Annotated in this window: 13 protein-coding genes; 5 read left to right on the forward strand and 8 right to left on the reverse strand. The window is 72.7% G+C overall.

Annotation, left to right across the window (positions count from 1 at the left end):
* Window positions 1–157 precede the first annotated feature (157 nt).
* The 4 genes from ACGF8B_RS13975 to ACGF8B_RS13990 all read right to left on the reverse strand — a co-directional run bounded on the left by ACGF8B_RS13975 (window position 158) and on the right by ACGF8B_RS13990 (window position 3,335).
* Window positions 158–361 (reverse strand): cold-shock protein, encoded by a 204-nt coding sequence (locus ACGF8B_RS13975; RefSeq protein ID WP_003969786.1) that lies wholly within the window; start codon window positions 359–361, stop codon window positions 158–160.
* Window positions 362–696: 335 nt separating this feature from the next.
* On the reverse strand, window positions 697–1,854 hold the full coding sequence (locus tag ACGF8B_RS13980; RefSeq protein ID WP_392737805.1) for an acetyl-CoA C-acetyltransferase: 1,158 nt from the start codon (window positions 1,852–1,854) through the stop codon (window positions 697–699).
* 31 nt (window positions 1,855–1,885) lie between these two features.
* Window positions 1,886–2,497: a TetR/AcrR family transcriptional regulator gene (locus ACGF8B_RS13985; RefSeq protein WP_365464899.1), complete on the reverse strand. Its 612-nt coding sequence runs from the start codon at window positions 2,495–2,497 to the stop codon at window positions 1,886–1,888.
* Between the two features lie 55 nt (window positions 2,498–2,552).
* On the reverse strand, window positions 2,553–3,335 hold the full coding sequence (locus ACGF8B_RS13990; RefSeq protein WP_392737806.1) for an SDR family oxidoreductase: 783 nt from the start codon (window positions 3,333–3,335) through the stop codon (window positions 2,553–2,555).
* 93 nt (window positions 3,336–3,428) lie between these two features.
* On the opposite strand from ACGF8B_RS13990, the gene ACGF8B_RS13995 reads away from it, so the two are divergent.
* Genes ACGF8B_RS13995 through ACGF8B_RS14005 form a run of 3 tightly spaced genes read left to right on the forward strand, consistent with a single transcriptional unit; the run spans window position 3,429 to window position 6,477 of the window.
* Entirely contained in the window at window positions 3,429–4,304 is an 876-nt protein-coding gene (locus ACGF8B_RS13995) for an enoyl-CoA hydratase (protein ID WP_392737808.1), read from the forward strand.
* A complete protein-coding gene (locus ACGF8B_RS14000) occupies window positions 4,304–5,449 on the forward strand; it encodes an acyl-CoA dehydrogenase family protein (protein WP_392737810.1) in 1,146 nt (381 codons plus the stop codon). The genes ACGF8B_RS13995 and ACGF8B_RS14000 overlap by 1 nt, the downstream gene beginning before the upstream one ends.
* The gene (locus tag ACGF8B_RS14005) at window positions 5,449–6,477 is read left to right on the forward strand and encodes an acyl-CoA dehydrogenase family protein (RefSeq protein WP_392737811.1); all 1,029 of its coding nucleotides are present in this window, start codon (window positions 5,449–5,451) and stop codon (window positions 6,475–6,477) included. Before ACGF8B_RS14000 ends, ACGF8B_RS14005 begins: the two co-directional genes overlap by 1 nt.
* Here the strand turns inward: ACGF8B_RS14005 and ACGF8B_RS14010 are convergent.
* The 3 genes from ACGF8B_RS14010 to ACGF8B_RS14020 all read right to left on the reverse strand — a co-directional run bounded on the left by ACGF8B_RS14010 (window position 6,457) and on the right by ACGF8B_RS14020 (window position 8,355).
* A complete protein-coding gene (locus tag ACGF8B_RS14010) occupies window positions 6,457–6,963 on the reverse strand; it encodes a pyridoxamine 5'-phosphate oxidase family protein (protein ID WP_392737812.1) in 507 nt (168 codons plus the stop codon). The genes ACGF8B_RS14005 and ACGF8B_RS14010 overlap by 21 nt on opposite strands.
* An 85-nt stretch (window positions 6,964–7,048) precedes the next feature.
* Window positions 7,049–7,612, reverse strand: a complete 564-nt coding sequence (locus ACGF8B_RS14015; RefSeq protein ID WP_392737814.1) for a HutD family protein — start codon at window positions 7,610–7,612, stop codon at window positions 7,049–7,051.
* The gene (locus ACGF8B_RS14020; protein ID WP_392737816.1) at window positions 7,609–8,355 is read right to left on the reverse strand and encodes a vWA domain-containing protein; all 747 of its coding nucleotides are present in this window, start codon (window positions 8,353–8,355) and stop codon (window positions 7,609–7,611) included. Before ACGF8B_RS14020 ends, ACGF8B_RS14015 begins: the two co-directional genes overlap by 4 nt.
* A gap of 141 nt (window positions 8,356–8,496) precedes the next feature.
* Between ACGF8B_RS14020 and ACGF8B_RS14025 the strand changes: the two genes are divergently transcribed.
* Entirely contained in the window at window positions 8,497–9,420 is a 924-nt protein-coding gene (locus tag ACGF8B_RS14025; RefSeq protein WP_392737818.1) for a rhomboid family intramembrane serine protease, read from the forward strand.
* A 34-nt stretch (window positions 9,421–9,454) separates the two neighbouring features.
* On the opposite strand, the gene ACGF8B_RS14030 is transcribed toward ACGF8B_RS14025, so the two are convergent.
* A complete protein-coding gene (locus ACGF8B_RS14030; RefSeq protein ID WP_392737819.1) occupies window positions 9,455–15,319 on the reverse strand; it encodes a TIR domain-containing protein in 5,865 nt (1,954 codons plus the stop codon).
* Between the two features lie 6 nt (window positions 15,320–15,325).
* On the opposite strand from ACGF8B_RS14030, the gene ACGF8B_RS14035 reads away from it, so the two are divergent.
* Window positions 15,326–16,576 (forward strand): SLC13 family permease, encoded by a 1,251-nt coding sequence (locus ACGF8B_RS14035; protein WP_392737821.1) that lies wholly within the window; start codon window positions 15,326–15,328, stop codon window positions 16,574–16,576.
* Window positions 16,577–16,579: the final 3 nt, after the last annotated feature.

The following is a 16,579-nucleotide window of genomic DNA, read 5'->3' on the forward strand; positions in this document are numbered from 1 at the left end:
GATTCCTGAGAACTGCGTGGGACTGCGGGGAACTGCATGGGCTGCCGGGAGCGCGCCGTGGGCGGGCGCGTCTGTTCCGGCATGTCCCGGGGACAGCACAAACCGGGACCCGCACCTTCACGGTGCGGGCCCCGGTTGCGAGGTACGCGTCCGGCGATTAGGCCGGGACGATGTTCTCCGCCTGCGGGCCCTTCTGGCCCTGCGTGACGTCGAAGGAGACCTTCTGGCCCTCCTGGAGCTCACGGAAGCCCGAGGTGGCGATGTTGGAGTAGTGGGCGAAGACGTCGGCGCCGCCGCCGTCCTGCTCGATGAAGCCGAAGCCCTTTTCCGAGTTGAACCACTTCACGGTTCCAGTAGCCATGTCATTCTCCTAAAAGAGGTGCAGTGCCGGAAATCCGCACTTTACGAATTTCAAGTCGCCGCATTGAGCCCCATCCGGAGAAAGCCGGAAAACAATAATGCGCCTGAGGAAGCATTCCCGTCAGGCGCACATAAAGTTCATGGGTACCAAAACTGCAACTCGGCAACCGTAGCACGTTCCGTCGGCGAGCGGTGGGAACACGCCGCGCGGACGGTCGGCGGATTCGGGTCCTGCCCTTGCGGGAACTGGCCGGGCCGGACCGGAAAGACCGCCGGAATCCTTGGCGCGACCGGTGCCGCGGCGGCCCGGCGGCCGGGTCCGGACCGGGTCCGCGGTCAGAGCCGTTCGATGATCGTCACGTTCGCCTGGCCGCCGCCCTCGCACATGGTCTGGAGGCCGTAGCGGCCGCCGGTGCGCTCCAGTTCGTGCAGCAGGGTCGTCATCAATTTCGCGCCGGTTGCGCCGAGCGGGTGACCGAGGGCGATCCCGCCGCCGTTGACGTTGACCCGGTCGGGGTCGGCCCCGGTCTCCTTCAGCCAGGCCAGGACGACGGGGGCGAATGCCTCGTTGATCTCGACCAGGTCCATGTCGTCGATGGTCATCGAGGTCTTCTTGAGCGCGTACGCGGTGGCCGGGATCGGTGCCGACAGCATGCGGATCGGGTCCTCGCCGCGCACCGAGAGGTGGTGGACGCGGGCGCGCGGGGTGAGGCCGTGCTCGGCGACGGCCCGCTCGGAGGCGATGAGCAGGGCGGCGGCACCGTCGGAGATCTGCGAGGAGCACGCGGCGGTGATGGTGCCGCCGTCCAGGACCGGCTTCAGCCCCGCCATCTTCTCCGGGGTGGTGTCGCGGCGCGGCCCCTCGTCGGTGGTGACGCCCGCGAGGGCGACGGTCTCGCGGGCGAAGCGGCCCTCGTCGATGGCACGGATCGCGCGCCGGTGGGAGCGGAGCGCGAACTCCTCCATGTCCTGGCGGCCGATGCCCCACTTCTCGGCGATCAGCTGGGCGCCGTGGAACTGGTTGACCGGGGCGTCGCCGTACCGGGCGCGCCAGCCCTCGCTGCCCGCGTACGGGCCCTCGGCCAGCCCGAGGGGTTCGGCGGCCCGGCGGGAGGCGAAGGCGATGGGGATCTGCGTCATGGACTGGGTGCCGCCCGCGACCACCAGGTCCTGGGTGCCGGAGAGGACGCCCTGGGCAGCGAAGTGCAGGGCCTGCTGGGAGGAGCCGCACTGGCGGTCGACGGTCACGCCGGGGACCTCCTCGGGCAGTCCGGCCGCCAGCCAGCAGGTGCGGGCGATGTCTCCGGCCTGGGGCCCGACGGCGTCGAGGCAGCCGAAGACCACGTCCTCGACGGCCGCCGGGTCGATGCCGGTCCGTTCGACGAGGGCCTTCAGGACATGGGCGCCGAGGTCGGCGGGGTGGACGGCGCCGAGGCCGCCCCCGCGCCGGCCGACCGGGGTGCGTACCGCTTCGACTATGTATGCCTCGGCCATGACTGCTGCTCCTTGGTGAGCGCGGGTGGGGTCAGGTGTCGAGGGCGATGCCGTCCAGGACCATCGAGAGGTACTGGCGGGCGATCTCCTCGGGGCTGTGCAGTCCGCCCGGCCGGTACCAGGACGCCGCGACCCAGACCGTGTCGCGGACGAAGCGGTAGGTGAGACGGATGTCCAGGTCGGCGCGGAAGCTGTGGTCGGCGACGCCGCGTTCCAGCGTGCCGAGCCAGGCCTTCTCGAACTTCTGCTGGGAGTCGGCGAGGTACTGGAAGCGCGGCTGGTCGGCCAGATGTCTGGCCTCCTTCTGGTAGATGGCGACGGCGGCGCGGTGCCGGTCGATCTCCCGGAAGGACTCGGTGACGAGCGCCTCGATGGTTTGCCTGGGGGCCAGCTGGGCGGCGAGGACCGTGTCGTACCCCTCCCAGAGTTCGGTGAGGAAGGTCGAGAGGATCTCGTCGAGCATCGATTCCTTGGAATCGAAGTGGTAGTAGAGGCTGCCCGCGAGCATCCCGGCCGCGTCCGCGATCTTGCGGACGGTGGTGGCGTTGTATCCCTGGGCGGCGAAGACCTCGGCGGCGGTGGCGAGCAGTTCGCGACGCCGCTCGGGCGAGGGGGTCACCTGGGGCTTCTTCTTGGTAGGCACCCGGCCATTCTCCGCCCGGCGGCCGCTGCCGCGGGTGTCCCGTGCCGTCGCACGGTCAGGCCCGCTGACTGCTGACGGAGACGACCTCGCCGGTCAGGTACGAGGAGTAGTCGCTGGCGAGGAAGACGATGACGTTGGCGACCTCCCACGGCTCGGCGTACCGGCCGAAGGCCTCCTTCGCGGTCAGTTCGTCCAGGAGTTCGGCGGAGGTGACCTTCACCAGGTGCGGGTGCATGGCGAGGCTGGGCGCGACGGCGTTGACGCGTACGCCGTACTCGGCGGCCTCGATCGCGGCGCACCGGGTGAGCGCCATGACGCCGGCCTTCGCGGCGGCGTAGTGCGCCTGGCCGCTCTGGGCGCGCCAGCCGACGACGGAGGCGTTGTTGACGACGATGCCGCCGCGGCCCGCGGCCCTGAAGGAGCGCAGGGCGGTCCGGGTGCAGCGGAAGGTGCCGTTCAGGGTGACGTCGAGGACCTTGGTCCACTGTTCGTCGGTCATCTCGGTGAGTTCGGCGGTGCCGCCGAGGCCGGCGTTGTTGACGACGATGTCGAGGCCGTCGTGGGTCCGTTCGGCGAGCTCGAAGAGGGCCCGGACCTGGGTCTCGTCGGTGACGTCGCAGGGCAGCGCGGCGACGCGGTCCGCGCCGAACTCCTCGGCGAACGCCTGCTCGGTCTCCTTCAGCCGACGGGTGTGCGCGTCGCCGATGACGACGCGGGCGCCCTCCTCCAGGAATCTGCGGGCGGTGGCGCCGCCGATGCCGGCGCCCGCGGCCGCGGTGATCACGGCGGTGCGGCCGGCCAGCAGCCCGTGCCCGGATACGTACTGCGGTGCGCTCACGCCCGTACCTCCTCGGTCCCGGCTCCCGGGTCCTCGACGGTGCTCGTGCCCGTACGTTAACCTACCAAACACTTGTTAGGGAAGGATGAGCCGATGCCCTCTGCCCACGACCCCTCCGCCGCCGAGCACCGGGACGGCCCGGTGCTCTACGAGCGCCGCGGCCCGGTCGCGTACCTCACGCTGAACCGCCCGCGCTACCGCAACGCCCAGAACTCGGCCATGACCTACGCCCTGGACGACGCGTTCTACCGGGCCGCCGAGGACTCCGAGGTCAAGGTGGCCGTGCTGGCGGGCGCCGGGGAGCACTTCTCGGCGGGCCATGACATCGGCACGCCCGAGCGCGACGCGCATCTGCCCTTCGAGCGCCGGGCGGGCCTGTGGTGGGACCACTCCGACAAGACCGGCGCGGAGAGCCGCTTCGCCCGCGAGTCGGAGGTCTATCTGGGCATGTGCAGGCGGTGGCGCGAGCTGCCGAAGCCGGTCGTCGCCTCCGTGCGGGGCGCCTGCGTGGCCGGCGGGCTGATGCTCGCCTGGATCTGCGACCTGATCGTGGCGAGCGAGGACGCCTTCTTCGCCGATCCGGTGGTGCGGATGGGCATTCCCGGCGTCGAGTACTTCGCCCATCCCTGGGTGATGCCACCCCGGATCGCGAAGGAGTTCCTGTACACCGGCGACCGGATGAGCGCCCGCCGGGCGTACGAGGTCGGCATGGTCAACAAGGTGGTGGACCGGGATGAACTGGCGGACGCCACCCATGAGTTGGCGCTGCGGATCGCCGCGATGCCCCGGCTCGGGCTGGCCCTCACCAAGCGCGCGGTCAACCAGGCCGAGGACCTCCAGGGGATGCACACCGGGATGGACTCCGTCTTCGGACTGCACCACCTCGCCCACGCGCACAACGCGGAGACGGCGGCGGATCCGCTGGGCGGCATGGACATCGCCTCGATGAAGAAGAAGGCGGACGGCTGATGGATCTGTCGGGCACGGAGCAGGAGGCGGAGTTCCGGGACGAGGCGCGCCGCTGGCTGCGGGCCCACGTGCCCGCCACCCCGCTGCCGTCGCTGGAGACCGCCGAGGGCTTCGCCGCGCACCGGGAGTGGGAGGCGCGGCTGTACGCGGACCGCTGGTCGGTGGTCTCCTGGCCGGCCGAGTACGGCGGCCGGGGCGTCGACATCTTCCGGTGGCTGATCTTCGAGGAGGAGTACTACGCGGCCGGTGGCCCCGGCCGGGTCTCGCAGAACGGCATCAACCTCCTCGCCCCGACCCTCTTCGACCACGCCACGGACGAGCAGCGGGCGCGGGTCCTGCCGTCGATGGCGAGCGGCGAGGTGATCTGGGCGCAGGCCTGGTCCGAGCCGGAGTCGGGCTCGGACCTGGCGTCGCTGCGTTCGCGGGCGGTGCGCACGGACGGCGGCTGGCTGCTCTCGGGGCAGAAGACCTGGTCGTCCCGGGCCGCGTTCGCGGACCGGGCGTTCGGCATCTTCCGCAGCGATCCGGGCGCGGCGCGGCCGCACCACGGGCTGACGTATCTGATGTTCGACCTGTCGGCGCCCGGGGTCTCGGTCCGGCCGATCGGACGGCTCGACGGCAAGCCGGCCTTCGCCGAGCTGTTCCTGGACGAGGTGTTCGTACCGGACGAGGACGTCATCGGGGAGCCCGGCCGGGGCTGGCGTATCGCCATGTCGACAACGGGCAACGAGCGAGGGCTGACGCTCCGCTCCCCCGGCCGCTTCCTGGCCGCCGCCGACCGGCTGGCCGTGCTGTGGCGCACCCATGGCGACCCCTCGGACACGGCGACGCGGGACCGGGTGGCGGACGCGGTGATCGGGGCGCGCGCCTATCAGCTGTTCACCGCCGCCAACGCGTCCCGCTTCGCCGCCGGGTCGGCCATCGGCGCGGAGTCCAGCCTGAACAAGGTGTTCTGGTCCGAGTACGACATCGCGCTGCACGAGACCGCGCTCGATCTGCTGGGGCCGGACGCGGAACTCGCCGCGTCCGACTGGGCCGAGGGTTACGTCTTCTCCCTCGCGGGCCCCATCTACGCCGGCACCAACGAGATCCAGCGCGACATCATCGCCGAGCGGCTGCTCGGCCTGCCGAAGGGACGGCGCTGATGCGTTTCCTCCTGGACGACGAGCAGCGGGAGTTCGCCCGCTCGCTGGACGCGATGCTGACCGCCGCGGACACCCCTTCGGTGGTACGGGCCTGGGCCGCCGGGGACCACGGACCGGGCAGGGACCTGTGGGCGCGGCTGGCGGCCGCGGGGGTCTTCGCACTGGCGGTGCCGCAGGCGTACGAGGGTGTCGGTCCGCTGCCGGTCGAAATCGCCGTCGCCTTCACCGAGTTGGGGCGGCACGCGGTGCCGGGGCCGGTGGTGGAGACGGTCGCGGCCGCGGTGCTGCTGGCGGAGCTGGGCGGGCCGGCGGCGAAGGAGTGGCTGCCCCGGCTGGCGTCGGGCGCGGCGTCGGCGACGCTCCGGGCGGACGGGTACGGGCCGTACGCGCTGGACGCGGACGCGGTGGACGCGGTGTTCACGGTGACCGGTGACGAGCTGCGGCTGGCGCCCGGCCCCGGCGCGCTCAGCGTGTCGTCCGACCCGGCCCGGCGGCTGTGGCGCCCCGCGCCCGGCGGGGAACCGCTCGCCTCGGGGCCCCGGGTTGCCGGGGCGGCGGCGCGGGCGGCCGGGTGGGCGGCCTTCGCGACGGCGGCACAGGCGCTCGGCACGGGCGAGGCCCTGTTGCGGACCACGGTCGAGTACGTGAAGCAGCGCACCCAGTTCGGTACCGCCATCGGCTCCTTCCAGGCGGTGAAGCACCGGCTGGCCGACACCCTGATCGGGCTGGAGTTCGCCCGTCCGCTGCTGTACGGGGCGGCGCTCGCGCTCGCCGAGGACGCGCCGGACGCCGGTGCGCAGGTGGCGGCGGCCAAGGTGGCGGCGGGCGAGGCGGGGTACGCGGCGGCCGGGACGGCGCTTCAGCTGCACGGGGCGGTGGGGTACACGCAGGAGCTGGACCTGGCGCTGTGGCTGCGGAAGGCGCGGCCGCTGCGGGACGCCTGGGGGACGCCGGGGGCGTGCCGGGCGCGGGTGCTCGCCGACGGGCCGGCCGCGCCCGGCAGGCCTTCAGGATGCCTCGCGCGGTGAGCGGTCGTCGTTGCCCTTCCGGAAGGTGCGCAGCGGGTGACCGGGGCGCCATGCCCGGATGACCAGGGTGTCGCCGCCCTCGATCCCGGTGCGCACCACCTCGGTCAGCTCCGTCCGGAAGAGGTGGAAGGGCTCCGGCGGCTTCACCTCCTCGATGAAGCGGGCCAGTACGGCGGGGTCGGTCACCTCCACGGCGCGGCCGGAGATCCGGACGTCGCCGTCGGCCATCTCGGCGTCCGGTCCGGGGTTGGCGTGCACCGCGAACCGCGGATCGCGCATCAGGTCCAGCGCCTTGCGCGAGTCCGGCATCATGCCGAGCCACACCTCGCCGAAGCGGAAGTCCACCTCAAGACCGGTCACACGCGGCGATCCGTCCTTGCGCAGGGTGGCCAGGACGTGGTGCTTGTACTGCTGGAAGCGGGCCCGGACGGTTTCGGCGAAGGCAGGCTCCGCCGACCGGAAATCTTTCCAGGAACTCGATGTCATGCGTCCATGGAACCGTGGATACCCGCCATCTTCTGTCGTGTTTTCCCGGCCCGCGCCGGCTCGTCCGTCCTTCGGCCCGGCCGGCTCAGCCGTCCGACAGCGTGACCAGCAGCGCCCACCCGTGGGTCCGGAGCACCCCCGCCGCTGCGTCCCGGGTCAACAGCGCGTCGTGGCGGTCGAGTTCGCACTCCGTACCGTCGAGCACCGCGCCGTCCTCCAGCGCGACGGCGAGCACCGCCCCGCCCGGGGGCGCCGACAGCCGGACCGTGCCGCGCACCACCGCGACGGCCGCGCTCGTCCGCCCCCTGCGGCACATCACATTGAGGTTGACGACGGGGCCGCCGAGCAGGATGCCGTCGGTCGCCACGTCACCGGGGAAGTCGTACGGCCAGTACGGCTCGTCGACGATGTGGTGCTCACCGTCCACCATGAGGTCCATACCCGCGCCCTCGACCACGGTCAGGACGCGGTCGACGCCGGGGAACGTGGAGAACGGCCCGTCCTCGGTCACCTCGGCGAGGCTGACCCGCCAGTCGAAGGCGTCCATCGGCGCGCCCTCGGGGTATGCCGCGATCTCCCGGGTGACTCCCCCGCCGTTCCTCCAGGGCGTGGCCGTACGGCCGGCCGCGCGCAGCACCCGGGCGGTCACCTGACGATCCCCTGGGCCCTGGCCGAGGCCAGCCACTGCGGGAATTCGGCGACGATCCGGTCGTACAGCTCGGCGTCCGGGACCCGGCGCGGGTCGGGTCCGGCGTGGAAGAACCCGGCGTTGTCCACGGCGCGCTTGGCGGGCACGGCCAGTTCGTCGAGCTTGCGCAGGAAGTCGAACTGATTGCTCCGCTTGTTGCCGAAGCCGATGAACTGCCAGAACAGGGGGAGTTTCGCCGCCTTGCAGAGATAACGTTCCGCCGCGTGCTTGCTGATCGGGCCGCCGTCGGTCTGGAAGACGACGAGCGCGGGCGCGGTGGAGCCGCTGTCGAGGTAGTGGTCGATGACGGCGTCCATGGCCAGGTGGTAGCTGGTCTTCCCCATGTGTCCGAGGCCGGCCACGATCGCGTCGACCCGGCCGCGGTGGTCCTTCAGCGCGATGTCGGTGACGGCGTCGACCTCCGTGGAGAACAGGACGAGGGGGATGCGGCCGTCGTCGTCCAGATGGGCCGAGAGGCCGAGCACCCGGTCGGCCAGGGCCTGGACGCTGCCGTCCTTGTAGTACTCCCGCATGGAGCCGGAGTAGTCGAGCACCAGATAGACCGCGGCGCGCTCGCCGCTCATGCGGTGCTTCGTCAACGAGACCCCGGCGCTCTTGTAGAGGCTGACCAGCGCGGGCGCGCTCTCCTCGATCGTGTGGAGGCCGATGGCCGGACCTGGTGCGGCGGCGGGCGAGCCGGCCATGCGGTGTCTCCGATCCTCGACGTGCCGGGCCCCTTGAGCGTAGGCCACCCGGGCATGCCCCGGCCGGGCGGTGTTCGCTATGTTGATCTGCCGCCGCCCCCACCGGCCGCTCGTGTCCGCCCACCCGTGAAGGAGCCTGCCGTGGAGGCCGCGGTCACCACCTGTTATCGCCATCCGTCCTACGAGACGTATGTGAGCTGCACCCGCTGCGAACGCTTCATCTGCCCCGACTGCATGCGTGAGGCCGCCGTCGGCCACCACTGCGTGGAGTGCGTGAAGGAGGGGCAGCGCTCGGTCCGGCAGGCACGGACCGTGTTCGGCGGCGCGGTGTCGCGGACCGCGGTGCCGGTCGTCACGTATGTGCTGATCGGGCTCAACATCGCCGCCTACCTGGGCGAGTTGATCCGTCCGGGGATCATCGACCGGTTCGCGATGCTCGGCGCGGGGCTGAACGGCCCGGCCGGCGAGCAGTACGTCTACGAGTCCGGGGACTTCCCCGGCCTCGATGTGATCGGGGTGGTGGGCGGCGAGTGGTACCGGCTGCTGACCGGGGCCTTCCTGCACCTGCCACCGGGCGGCTCGTCCCTCGGTTCGCTGCCGTTCGGGGTGCTGCACATCCTGTTCAACATGTACGCGCTGTGGAACCTGGGCCGGGTCGTGGAGGAACAGCTCGGCCGGGCCCGCTATCTCGCGCTGTATCTGCTGTCCGCGCTGGGCGGTTCGGTCCTGGTCCATCTGATCGCGCCGTTCACCGGCACGGTGGGCGCCTCGGGTGCGATCTTCGGGCTCGCGGCGGCGTTCTACGTCATCAACCGGCGGCTGGGCCGCGACATGCGGGCGGTCAACCGGTTCATGGCCGGCTTCCTGATCTGGATGCTGATCTCGGCCGGATTCGCCTCGTGGCAGGGCCACTTGGGCGGGCTCCTGACGGGTGGCGTCGTCACGCTCGCGTACGCCTACGCCCCCGCGAAGCGCCGTACGACGGTCCAGGCCGCCGCGTGCGTGGTGCTGTGCGCCGTGCTGGTGCTGCTGGTGGTGCTCAAGAACTCCGCGCTGACGGGCTGAGCCGGGACCCGGCCGGGTTCCCGCCGGGCGCGCCTCAGGAGCTCGGGTGAGGACCCTGGAGCGGCTCGCCCGGCGCCAGCCGGTGCACTCCGGGCAGGTGCGCGTCCAGCTCGCCGGGGGCGAACCGGGTCATGCCCACCACATGCCAGAATTCCCCCGCGGCGTCCCCGTCGTACTTGTAGCCGCCCGCCGGGGTCAGCGTCGCCCAGCCGCCGGGCAGCCCGATGAGCGTGGCCGTGGGGACCGGGACCGAGCCGTCCGGCGGCAGGTCCCACAGCCGTACGGTGCCGTCCGCGCCGGCGCCGGCCAGGGTGCGGCCGTCCGGGCTGAACACGAGCGAGAGGATCCGGCCGGTGGGGCCGGTGAGCAGCCCGAGCCGTTCGCCCGTCTCCGCGTGCCACAGGCCGACCGTGCGGTCGTCGCCCGCCGTGGCGAGCAGCGGCCGCACCGGGTGGGCGGCGACGGTCCAGAGCTTGCCCGTGTGACCGGTCAGCCGCAGCGTCGGGGTGCCGTCCCGCCGGACGGTCGCGAGGCCGTCCCAGCCCGCCGTGGCCAGCCAGGTGCCGTCGCCGCCGAAGGCCACCCCGTACACACGGTCGGTGTGCTCGCGCAGTTCCGTCAGGAGTTCGCCGGTGTCGGCCCGCCACAGACGGACGGCTCCGTCGTCGCAGCCGGTGGCGAGGGTGGGCGGGCCGCCGGTGCCGAAGGCGATGGACCTGACCCTGCCCCGGTGCTCGGAGAGGGTGACGACGGGTGCCCCGGTGGAGCGGTACCAGAGGCGGACGGTGTCGTCGTCGTTCGCGGTGGCGATCAGGGTGCCGTCGGCGCTGAACGCCCCGGCCCAGATGTGCTCGGTCTCGGCGTCCAGTTCACGCAGATGAGCCCCGCCCACGGCGCTGCGCAGATGGATGTCGCCGTCGTTGCTGACGGTGGCGAGGATGTCCTCGGCAGGGCTGAAGAAGGCGGAGACGAGGTGGTTGCTGCGGCCCGTCAGCTCGTCGGCGCACTGACCCGTCCGGGTCTCCCACAGCCGTACGGCGCCGTCGTTGCCGGTCGCCGCGAGCAGCGAACTGTCGGCGCTGAAGGAGAGCCCGGTGACCCGGCGGCCGTGGCCGCGCAGGATGCGGCGGCCCTGCCCGGTGTCGGCGTCCCAGATCTGGGCGCCGCCGTCGTTGCCGACGGTCAGGAGCCTGCGGTCCCCGGGGCGGAAGGCGCAGGCCCAGGCGGAGCCCCGGTGCGCGGTGGGCTGCCGGTCGTGGAGGGTGACGGTGCGGCCCGTGCGCGCTTGGCCGGAGACCTTCCACAGCCGGACCTTGCCGTCGCTGTCGCAGGAGCCGAGCAGCTGTCCGGTGGGGTCGAACAGCACCACGTAGACCGCGCCGGTGCAGCGTTCCATGACGCCCGCGGGCGTGCCGACGACCGGGTCCCAGAGCCGGACCTGCCCGTCGGTGTCGCCGGTGGCGAGCAGGTTCCCCTCGGGGTGGAAGTCGAGGGCGTAGACGCGCCCGGTGTGGCCGGTGAAGGTGTGCAGCAGCCGGGCGTCGTCGGCCCGCCATATCCGGACCGTGCCGCCGTTCGGGCCACCCTGGTCCGCGGTGGCCAGCAGCGTGCCGTCGGGGCTGAACCTCGCCCGGTACACGGTTCCCCGATGGCCGGTCAGCTCTCCCTCGCAGACGCCGTCGGAGAGGTTCCAGCGCCGGACGCGGCCGGCCGCGTCCCCGGTGATCAGGGTGTCCCCGCCGGGTGAGAAGACGGCCGTGTAGACGGGAGCGGTGTGTCCGGGCAGCCGGTGCACCGGCCGGCCGGTGGCCACGGACCAGACCGTGACCATGCCCTCGCGGTCGCCGGTGGCGAGCAGGGTGCCGTCCCGGTCGAGCACGACCGGCCACACCCCGCCCGGATGTACGTCCAGCCGGTGGCGGCAGGCCCCGGAGACCGGGTCCCACAGGCGTACGGTGCCGTCGGAGCAGCCGGTCGCGATGGTGTCTCCGGCGATCTTCACCGCGTACACCCGGCCCGAGTGCCCCTGGAGCGTGCGCAGGGCCATGCCGGTCTCCGCGTCGCAGATCAGTACGCCGCCGTCCTCGCTGCCGACCGCGAGGATCTCTCCGTCGGGGCTGAAGGCGATGGGCTCCGGAAGCCTGCTGGTCCGGGTGTCGAAGCCGTAGGGCACGCCGACCGCGGACGGGCGGTAGCCGGCTTCGACGGGCATGCCGGGGGCGATGGCCGCGACCCGCAGTTCGGGGGCCGTCCGTACGGGCTCGTCCCAGACCGGGGCGATCAGCGCGGCCCGGTTCCAGCGGCTCCCCGCGAGGTCCGCGCCGGTGAGGTCGGCGCGGGTGAGCCTGCTGCCGGTGAAGTCGGCGCCCGTGAGGTCCGCCCCGGCGAGGCCGGCGTGGTCGAGCCTGGCCCCGGCGAGGGTGGCGTCGCGGAGCACGGCGCCGGACAGGTCCGTCCCGGTGAGCCGGGCATCGGTCAGGACGGCTCCGGACAGGTCGGCTCCCGAGAAGTCCCGGTAGGACAGGTCCTCGCCGGCCAGCCTGGCCCCGCGCAGATCGGCGCCGGCCGGAACCCGGAGCCGGTCGCCGACGCGCAGGGCGTTGCCGCGGGCCGCCTCGCTCACGGCGGGACCGTCCGGGGCGAGGGTGTCGCGGACCCAGCCGGCGCAGATCTCGTGGTCGGCGAGGTCGCAGAGGAATTCGATGGCGAGGCGGCTGAACGGGCGGGCCGCGAGCAGCCTGTCGTCCCCCTCGCCCAGCCGGTTCGCGGCCTCCCTGGCGACCAGCCATTCGAGTACGGAGCCGTGGATGAACTGGAACACTCCGTCGTCGCTGCGGACCAGCAGGCTGCCGGCGCCGACCGCCTGGGCCTGCTCGTCGGAGGAGAGGGCCGCGCTCCGGAGTTCCGGGGCGGTGAGCCCGCCGAGGGCGGTGGCCACGGTCTCGGCCAGTTCGTCCAGGCGCAGTGCGGTCCGGCCGGACTCCCACAGGTGCAGGGCGAGCGCGGTGACGGCGGACCACAGGGCGGCGGCGCCGAGGCCGGGTGCCGCGCCGGCCCCGCCCTGGCCACGCCGTTCCTCGTGGTCGATCCAGGAGGTGAAGACGTCTTCGTAGAGCCGGGCGGGGCTGAGCGCGTGGCCCGCTCCCGCGACGGCCCGCAGCCGGTCCTGGCTGAGCAGCGAGGCGAAGGAGAGCAGCCGCGGGTTGCCGCACAGTGCGAGCAGGTCGGGGATGTTGCACAGCAGTTGGAAGCGCTGCTCGGCGATCTCCTCGTCGCCGAAGACCCGGACGAGGTAGGAGCGCACCTGGTCGGGGGTGAAGCCCTGGACGGCGAGAATCCGGCGCTGGGGCAGCAGTCCGACGCGTTCGCCGAGGGCGGTGAGGATCTGGTCGTGGGACTTGAAGTGCTGGGTGCGGCTGCTGACGACGATCTTCGCCCGGTCCACCGCCGCGTCGAGGAGGACCTGAAGGTGGTCGGCGGCGCGGTGGTAGCTGACCCGGTTGACGAGTTCGTCGAAGCCGTCGAAGAGCAGGACGACACGGCCCTGGGCGAGCATGTAGCGCAGTGCCCGCAGGTCGATGGTGTCGACGCCGTGGCCCGCGAGGTGGGCGGCGACCAGGCCTTCGAGGCTGTGGGCACGGTCGAGGGCGTTGAGCGGGATGAGCAGCGGGATGAGGTGGGGAAGCTGTTCGGGGATGCGCCGGGCCAGTTCGCGCAGGGCGAAGGTCTTGCCGTGGCCGAAGTCGCCGAGGAGCAGCAGGAACCGTCCCTGGTCGCTCTCCAGGAGGTCGATGAGGTCCTCGACGAGACCGTGGTGTTCGGCGTTCTCGGACCGGTCGGCGTCGCGGTAGCGCTGGGGCAGGTAGCGGGCGGGCGGGTACTGCTCGCTGCTGTTCAGCCGGGCGGTCTGGGCGGCGACGTACTCGCGCAGGTCCAGCAGTCCCTGGAACTCGATGAAGCTGCGCAGCCGGATGCGGACGGACCGGGAGGCGGCGCGCTCGCGCAGGGCGGGGTCCGGGGCGTCGCCCGCGTAGACGAGCGTGGCGTCGGTGGCCGGTCCGGCGGCGTGCGCCCGGGCGACGAAGCGGTCGAGTTCGGGTTCGGTGGGGGTGGTGGGGTGGACGGCGATGCGCTGCTGGCGCACCACTCCGTCCTCCTGCCAGGTGGCCATGATCTGCGCCATGTCGGCGGGGTGGCGGCGGGGGATGTCGCGCAGGAGCACGCCGTCCCTGCGGGCCCGGCAGATCTCCTTGACGCGGTCGGTGAGCGAGTCTCCGGAGGCGTCGGCGGCCGGCTGGTCGAAGTCGGGTGCCGTCGGGGCGGTGGCGGCCGGGTCGCCGGCCGGGAAGACCCGGCCGGTACCGCGCCATGATCCGGGAATCCGGACGGGGTCCGTGGCGGCGCTGCGGCCGTCCCAGCGGGTGACGCCGTCCGCGGCGATCTGCAGGAGCTGGAAGCCGGCGGGGGCGGCCGCGCCGAACACGGGCAGTTCGCCGGAGCCCGCCGTGACGGTGTGGTGGGCCGGTTCGGCGTCGGTGGTGCGGGGGCCTCCGGTGGGGCCGTGCAGCAGCAGGTTGAGCCGGGGGCCGGCCAGCCGGGCGAGGGCGTCCGCGTCGCGCAGCGGGCCGGGGCCGCCGGCGGCGTCGGCGCGGTGGCGGGCGGCGGTGAGCGGGTGGCGCAGGGCCCCGAGGCGCAGCCAGCCCTGCTCCTCGTAGCCGCGCAGCGCGTCGGCGAACCAGGCGGCCTGGTCGCGGCCGACGGAGCCGTACTGATCGTCGGGGCGGTGGCTGAAGGCCATGGAGGAGTTGAACCCGGCGACCACCGTGTTGAGTTCGGGCACCGGGAACAGGGTCCAGGGCTGATCGCTGTCGAACACGACGTCCAGCCCGTGGTACAGGCTGCGGAACAGCCGGGTGTAGTGGCGCCATTTGGGCCAGTACGGGGGCTGCGGCGCGACCTCGTCCGCCTCGCAGCTGTGGAAGTAGCCGCGGCAGGCGGCCTGGTTCACGTCCTGTGCGCCGGGAACCACCATCACCCGTTGCGGCGGCAGGTCGAGTTGCGAGCGGACCGCGGTGAGGAAGCTGAGTGCCTGGTCGCATTCGCGGGGGCTGCCGGAGGCGGTGAGGTCGCCGGTGACGACCAGCAGATCGGGGGCGGGTGCTCCGGCGTCCCGGAGTTCGACGATGTCGCCGCGGATCTGCCGGCTGAGGGTGTCGGGTTCCCGGCCGCGCCCGAAGTCGGGGCCGGCGAGGTGCAGGACGGTGACCGTCTCGCGGGCCGCGGCCGCCGCCGCGGCGGGCGGGAATCCGGGAGCCCGGGCGGGCCTGCGGCGGCCCGACGACCGGCCGGAGGTGCGGGCGGCCAGGGGGTTCGGGCCGGGGGGATACGGGTCCGGTCCGGTGGCCGGCCGGCCGGGTCCCGAGCCGGGGTATCCGGGGCGGCGGGCCGGCCTGGCGTGGCCGTCCATGGCCTGCCCCACCCGGGTCAGCAGCAGGGAGCGCGCGGTGTCGGCATCGTCGACCCCGACCAGGTCCACGTAGGTGATGGTGGCCAGGAGCCCCTCGATCGGGATGTCGTCGACCCGTACGGTCAGCAGCCGGCGTTCCGGGTCCTCGGGGGCCGCGCGGAGCGCGGCCTGCCATTCCATGCGGCCGTAGGTCGAGCGTTCGTAGTGGCGGGAGAGGACGGCGATGACGGCGGCGGACTCGCTGACCCCACGGTCCATGTAGTCGATGAAATTGGTCCCGGGGACGAAGTCCCAGGCCTGCACGACGGTGCGGTATCCGGCGGATTCCAGCGACCACGCTATCCAGGCGGCCCACTGTTCGTCGGCCGGGGAGTAGCTGATGAAGAAATCGAACTCACTTGCCGATAAACCCAGTTCACCGTCTGCCACCATGGGTCCATGGTAAGAGATCTCTCCCTGCGGCGTCTGCGTGACGGGCAGTCCGAAGGCACCGGTGCGCGGTCGGTCGTGCGGCGGCTGCATCCGCTGGACTGGCTCGCGGGCGGGCTGCTCGTGCTGGGAGTGGTGGCGGTGACGACCGGGCTGCTGCCCGCCGGTCCGGCGGCCGAGCAGATGCGGCGCATCGGTCCGCTGCTGGCGTTTCTCGCCACCGTGATCGTGCTGGCCGAGCTGGCGGGCCGGGCCCAGGTCTTCGATGTGGTGGCGTCCTGGGTGGCGCGGGCCGGCCGGGGCCGGTATCCGCTGCTCTTCGGGCTCTGTGTGGTCTTCGCCTCGCTCACCACCATCACCCTGAACCTGGACACCACCGCGGTCCTGCTCACTCCGGTGATGCTGGCGCTGGCGGCACGGGTGGGCATCGCGGCGGTGCCGCTGGCGATGACGACGGTGTGGCTGGCGAACACCGCGAGCCTGCTGCTGCCGGTCTCGAACCTGACCAATCTGCTGGCGGCGGACCGGGTGGCGCTGTCGCCGTCCGGGCTGGCGGCGGTGATGTGGCTGCCCCAGCTGGTGTCGGTCGGGGTGACGTCGCTGTGTCTGTGGATCTTCTACTGGCGGCGCGGCCGGCGGGGCGCGGACCGGTACGTCCCGCCCGCGGTGCCCGCGCCGGACGATCCGGTGCTGCTGCGGATCTGCTCGGTGGCGTGCGGTGGATTCCTGCTGGCGATCCTGGTCGTGGACGTACCGCTGTGGTCGGCCTCGCTGGTCGCGATGCTGGTGGTGGTGGCGGCCTTCGCGGTGCGGCGGCGGGAGGAGGTGCGGCTGTCGCTGGTCCCGTGGCGGCTGCTGGTGCTGGTCCCCGGCATGTTCCTGGTGGTGGAGACGGTCAGCGTGCACGGTCTGCACGATCTGCTGGAACGGGCGCTGGGATCGGACGACGGTTTCGTGGGCATGCTGCGCTCGGCCGGCGTGGGCGCGGGGCTGTCCAATGTGCTGAACAACCTTCCGGCCTATGTGGCGGGCGAGGCGGTCATCCCGGTGGCCAACCACGACCAGTTGCTCGCGCTGCTGGTCGGGGTCAACGCGGGGCCCGTGATCACCCCGTGGGCGTCGCTGGCGACCCTGCTGTGGTTCGAGCGGTGCCGGTGGCACGGGACCCGGATCCGCACCGGGCGCTTCGTGCTGACCGGTCTGGTGCTGTCGGTGACGGTGACGCTCGCCACCACGTGCGCGCTGGCGCTGGTCCGCTGAGGT

It is taken from the genome of Streptomyces sp. NPDC047917 (assembly GCF_043204345.1).
Taxonomy (GTDB): domain Bacteria; phylum Actinomycetota; class Actinomycetes; order Streptomycetales; family Streptomycetaceae; genus Streptomyces; species Streptomyces sanglieri.